This window comes from Alteromonas sp. 1_MG-2023 (assembly GCF_030547075.1).
In the GTDB taxonomy this organism is placed as follows: domain Bacteria; phylum Pseudomonadota; class Gammaproteobacteria; order Enterobacterales; family Alteromonadaceae; genus Alteromonas.
Genome location: NZ_JAUOQH010000033.1, coordinates 1 through 5460 on the forward strand (window position 1 = coordinate 1; position 5460 = coordinate 5460).

The 5460-nt window shown below is 41.3% G+C and carries 8 protein-coding genes; all 8 read right to left on the minus strand.

The window, feature by feature from the left end; genetic code table 11:
• A partial coding sequence (locus Q4561_RS19585; RefSeq protein WP_303462936.1) for a transposase occupies positions 1-180 on the minus strand: 180 nt, incomplete at its 3' end.
• 84 nt (positions 181-264) lie between these two features.
• A complete protein-coding gene (locus Q4561_RS19590) occupies positions 265-672 on the minus strand; it encodes a hypothetical protein (RefSeq protein ID WP_303462937.1) in 408 nt (135 codons plus the stop codon).
• A gap of 630 nt (positions 673-1302) precedes the next feature.
• A complete protein-coding gene (locus Q4561_RS19595; protein WP_303462938.1) occupies positions 1303-1635 on the minus strand; it encodes a hypothetical protein in 333 nt (110 codons plus the stop codon).
• Between the two features lie 182 nt (positions 1636-1817).
• On the minus strand, positions 1818-2342 hold the full coding sequence (locus tag Q4561_RS19600) for a hypothetical protein (protein ID WP_303462939.1): 525 nt from the start codon (positions 2340-2342) through the stop codon (positions 1818-1820).
• 130 nt (positions 2343-2472) lie between these two features.
• Positions 2473-2775, minus strand: a complete 303-nt coding sequence (locus Q4561_RS19605; RefSeq protein WP_303462940.1) for a DUF2004 domain-containing protein — start codon at positions 2773-2775, stop codon at positions 2473-2475.
• A gap of 140 nt (positions 2776-2915) precedes the next feature.
• Positions 2916-3497, minus strand: a complete 582-nt coding sequence (locus Q4561_RS19610) for a hypothetical protein (RefSeq protein WP_231519548.1) — start codon at positions 3495-3497, stop codon at positions 2916-2918.
• A 554-nt stretch (positions 3498-4051) separates the two neighbouring features.
• Positions 4052-4447 carry a hypothetical protein gene (locus Q4561_RS19615; protein ID WP_303462941.1) on the minus strand — a complete coding sequence of 132 codons (396 nt, stop codon included), beginning with the start codon at positions 4445-4447 and terminating at the stop codon, positions 4052-4054.
• Between the two features lie 531 nt (positions 4448-4978).
• Positions 4979-5365, minus strand: a complete 387-nt coding sequence (locus Q4561_RS19620; protein ID WP_303462942.1) for a hypothetical protein — start codon at positions 5363-5365, stop codon at positions 4979-4981.
• Between the last annotated feature and the right edge of the window lie 95 nt (positions 5366-5460).

Sequence of the window (5460 nt, forward strand, 5' to 3'; positions counted from 1 at the left end):
TTCTTTAAATTTACCTGCTCTGTACTCTTGTCGCCAACGATAAATCATTATCGGATGGAGCCCTAAGATGTCCGCAACATCCTTCGCTTTAACATCTAATGCTAGCGTCAACTTAACCACCCGAATTTTAAATTCCAGTGAGTATTCAACGACCCGTTCTGCACTGACTATTTTAGCCATTTTACACCTACCTGATACTAAGTTAGGTGTCTACTTTATAGGGGGAGCTCTCCAGCGACCGAAGGGAGTGGCTTAAGCGCATTGTTAGCTGCCCTTGATCTGATACAACACACTATGCGCTTTTTCTGCCTGCGAGATTGAATACCACATAGAAGTAAATAGAACTACGATTGTTGGAATACCTGCCATGAAAAAAAGGAATTTTTCAATGTAAGCTATAGCGAAAACAGCGATGATCGAAAGTGCAGCTTTAACCAAATACATTGCCAACTCCCCCCATTGGCTCCAATTTTCCTCAGTGGCAGGAGCGCTTAGCATCTCTGTGAAGAAGTGAAACACAAAACCTCCTCCAAACAATAAAATCATGTATGAAAGAAACGAGCCTAAATCAAATTGATGAGGAAGGAAGCTCATACTCCAAAAAAATACTGTGGATATGAATATCCAAGCTAAGATTGTGAATCTTTTTCGAATTTCAAATCTACTCTGCATACTAATCTTCCTTGTGGGCAGCTAACTTTTAAATAAGGGGCGCGGACCTGTGGGCTAAAATCCGAACGAAGTGAGCCAGCCCACATGTTTGCGTCCCAGCCCGCGCAGCGGGCGAACTTAATTTGTTTGTTATAAACGAACAAACAAAGTTGTTTAAAAAATAACAATAACAGCAGCATACACCAGCGGTTTATTAAAACAAGCCATGGCGCACGGTGAACGAACGCTGAGTTTAAAAGAGTGGAAAGGTTGTTGGTAACCTTGATGGAGCAACTGAAATAGGTGAGACACCCTAACGTTATGTGGCGACGGCCTTAAAGAATAGCGCTATGAAAAGCGGCGACAAACTACCACGTTGCTTACGCAGTCGAATGCTGAATATCCTACGATGTATTTTGAAAAACCAGCGTTAAACATAGTTGCTACGCTGAACGCGGAAGCTGATGGGATTACGAACTTAGTTTGAAAGGCGAAAGCTTGATAGGCAAGGGAGCTTAGAAGAGTTTAAGCCCAAAATGCGACATGGTTTATAACTTTTAAATAAGGGGCGCAGGCATGTGGGGCATAATGGCGAAGCCGCCCCGCGTGTATGCGTCCCAGCCCGCGCAGCGGGCGAACTTGATTTTTTTGTTATATGCCTTGTTTATTAAACCTGATGACATCTTTGTGTAATCCATAAGCCATGCTCAATCCAAGCGCATCGTTAAAATAAAACTGAATATACCCATTATTGAGCCTAGCTTCCCAGTTGCTAATAACGTCGTAGCGAGAAAGGTATAGATTTACTTTTTTCTGTCTGCCAAGATTCCAAAATCTTCCAATGGGATCGTCGTACCAGGCACTTGAAACAAAGCCATTCGTTTCATAAATAGCTACATTGCAAGCTGAATTTGAAACCTTATATTGCCTTTCCTTGTCGGACTCAGAGAATACTGGGTTTCCAATCTTTTTTAATATAGCCAAACCATCTTCTATTGGAATGCCTAAAGGTACGTGGGGGCTTTTGAGTTTTCTAAACCAGATGATATTCGTATTCCTTTGGCATATAACTTTCCAATAACGGGCGCAGACATGTGGGGCATAATGGCGCAGCCGCCCCGCGTGCATGCGTCCCAGCGAACGCAGTGAGTGTGTTGATTGACTTGTTATGCTCCGGCTTTGGTAACAACTGCATTTCTCCATTCAATAAGCAGTGGTAGTACATTTAATAATCTACACTCTTTATCTTTTACCAAAACACTTAACAAATTAGAGAGAGGGTACCAAGGGCTCTCAATCAAGTTCGATACTCTTTCGACAGTACTTTTCGATTGAGGGTTTAATTTGTCTAAGTCTTTCCACCACTCTGCTTCGTGTTTCCACCAATTAGCCGCCGCATTTATTGCTGATATGAAGCTCACTCCAGATTCATGTTTTTTTCCTAAAGTTAACGCTTCACTTTTATTAACTTTTGAAAAAGTAAGAGTATCGTTTAAATACTGCTGAATACTGACAAACCCTAAACCGATGAAGTACTCTCCTCTGTCTAAAATTCCATCTGAATCGGGATCATTGGACGCCTCTATTTCGGATTTAACGCTAACGAGTTTTGAATCTAACAGTTCTAAAGCTTCCTGAAGCATCCCCAGTTCTGGATCGATAATCTCTTTATCACTTCCTAAAATGTACATAAAACCTTCATAGGAGCATAACTTTTAAATAAGGGGCGATAACACGTAGGGCATAATAGCGAAGCGGCCCTGCGTGTTAGCGTCCCAATGAGCGATAGCGAATGACTTTATTTTTTTGTTATGCGCCGTACTAACTTTCCATATCAATGTCTTCTAATACTCCACTATCGTCATACTTGACGGAAATAACATAATCAGTAACGTCGTCTGGTAGCGTGAAATCGTATACTTCTTCGTCGTCCCATTTACTTCTTAAAATTAATAAATCTATAACCTGATGAGTTTCTGGAACTTCAAATCCGGTTTTGGCTTTCCAATAACTTGAAGGGAGTTCTTCTAAATGATGACTGATAAATTCGTCGACGCTGTATTCACCAACTTCAGTTCCAACAGCATTCCTTATGTCTTGTAATGCTTTTTGTTCATTACTCATATGCTTAATCCTTAAGGCGTATAACTTTTCAATAACGGGCGCAAGCACGTAGGGCATAATGGCGAAGCCGCCCTGCGTGCATGCGTCCCAGCGAACGAAGTGAGTGAGTTTATTGAGTTGTTAGGTTGTTGCGACATTAGCTATTTCCAACCTGAAATAAACTCTAGTGAAATCTTGGTGTTTTCATAAGCTTCTGGGACATTTCCGATTTTCACGTTAACTTTATAGTTTTCAGTCCCAGAAGGAAAACTGTGAATATACATAACATCTGACGTTGATATTGGTTTAGAGGCTGGGTCGAAAGAAACAGCCCTATTTTTCATTTTTTCATCCGAATACTGATAGCGCGAATGCCATTCAAGGTCATTTGCCCATTGGGCCTCACCTAATTCAACCATTCTCAAATAATGAGCATTAAGGGGGGAGCTTCTATAAAAGTATGTAACATTATTTTTGCCGATTATTCGTACTTCTAGAGTTGTATCCAATTCATGAAAGTTTACAGGCTCGTCATTTGACAATCTTACGCGAAGAAATGACGTGTCGTGAGAGCCGTATCCGTTAATAGAAAAGCTATATTCACGATTTGAAGCGAAGTCTTTTTGCGGCAAAATTAAAGAATAATTCTTTAGGAACCATCCTGACTCGTTGTACTCACCATCGCCTTTATATCCACAGTCTGTGAGAAAGAAAGGCAAAAATAAAATCCATTTTCTGTTCAAAGTGACTCCGTTTCCTAGAAACCTAACTTTAAGCTAAGGGGCGCTAGCGCGTGGGCTAAAATCCGAACGAAGTGAGTCAGCCCGCGTGTTAGCGTCCCAGCGACCGAAGGGAGTGGCTTAAGCGCTTTGTTAGAAGCAGAGCCTGTTCCTTTGGCCTTTATAAAAACTGTTGAAGCCAGCATACGATTGATTATTAACACAAACAAGTAAAACGACTGTGCAGTGATGGTTTTGATTTGACTGAAGCAAGCTGCCATTTGAACTGTCGGACGCATTGGCGCTTGCTGACGTTGAATAAGAACTTGGCGATAAAGCGCCTAATGCGCAACCTTTGAAGTTAGTGCGGCGAATTTAAAACCACCAAAAGCCAGAGCGATTTTTGAAACAACAGGTGAGGTTGGTTGAACTGATTTTTTATTAAGCGAAACGCAGTTTAGGCTGACGCCTTCTAACTTTTCAATAACGGGCGCAGACATGTGGGGCATAATGGCGAAGCCGCCCCGCGTGTATGTGTCCCAGCGAACGCAGTGAGCGAGTTAATTGAGTTGTTAGGGTTACTTTTGCAACACAAAAAACTCTGTAAAGCCATGCTTCTCAGATGAATAATAAAGAATTTCAGACTTAAGGTGGTAAATAAAACTGCTTTCTTTATTAGGGAAATATATCGAAATTTGATTACCAATATACGAAGTAATTTCATACGGTTCAGAGTCGCGCATTAATTCTGCACCTTTGCCAGTATATGAAATAGAAGTGAGTTCTGTTTCTGAAAAAATCATATCAGTAGAACCACATAATTTAATTTTAAAGCAATGGTATGCTTTTGAGCCTTTTTCTGTACTAGCTAGTGACCTATTAAGATCAGGTTTCCAATGACCAATCAGAGGATTTATATCTTCAGGTATACATTGAAAACTTAAGATCAATCCGAAAAGTAAAATATATCTCATTGTAACCCTAACTTTAAGCTAAGGGGCGCTGATACGTGGGGCATAATGGCGAAGCCGCCCCGCGTATAGGCGTCCCAGCGACCGAAGGGAGTGACTTAAGCGCTTTGTTAGAAGCAGAGCCTGTTCCTTTGGGCATTTTAAAAACTGTTGAAGCCAGCATACGATTGATTATTAACACAAACAAGTAAAACAACAGTGCAGTGATGTAGGTGATTTGACTGAAGCAAACCGCCCTATGAATTATCAAGTGCAATGGCGCTTGCTGAGTAGTAATAAGAACTAGCGGATAAAGCGCCTATTGCACAACCTTTGAAGTAAGCGCGGCGACATTAAAACTACCGATGCTCGGGCGATATTGGAGACAACAGGTGAAGGTAGTTGAACTGATTTTTTGCTAAACCAATAGCAGTTTAGGCTGACGCCTTCTAACTTCCAAATATGGGGCGCAAACACGTGTGCAAAAATGGCGAAGCCGCGCACGTGTTTGGGTCCCAGGAGCGGCAGCGAGTGACATAATTTGTTTGTTATGTTTCATTTACTCCGGCCGTAAATAGTAAACTCGTTGGACGATGCATCTTTGAAAAATGTAACGCTGTTACTACCGGTTGAGCGTAACAAATGAACTTTTTCAGCGAGGTTATCTACTGTAACGTTTTCTAAGTAACTGTCAAAATAACAGCCAGATACTTCTTTATTAAAAGAGCTATTGGAGTTGAGGTTAAGGTCGAGCGCTTTGTATTCGGAAAGAAAACTAGGCCCGATGATATTTGCCTCACTGGACGGCGTACGTAATTTATTAATACATTCCGCTTGTGACGAATTAGCTAAGACCAAGTTTGCAGACTTCGGGCTGAACTTAAATTGATAGACATTAATTGCTAGTGATAATGCCAGCGCGGCTATCAAGAATACTTTCACTTAATTTTCCTTGAAACATAGACACAATGACTCCCTGTGAAATGCTAGCCTCCGCATTTTCGTGGGTTAACTTTTCAGCCAGAGCCATAATTAGT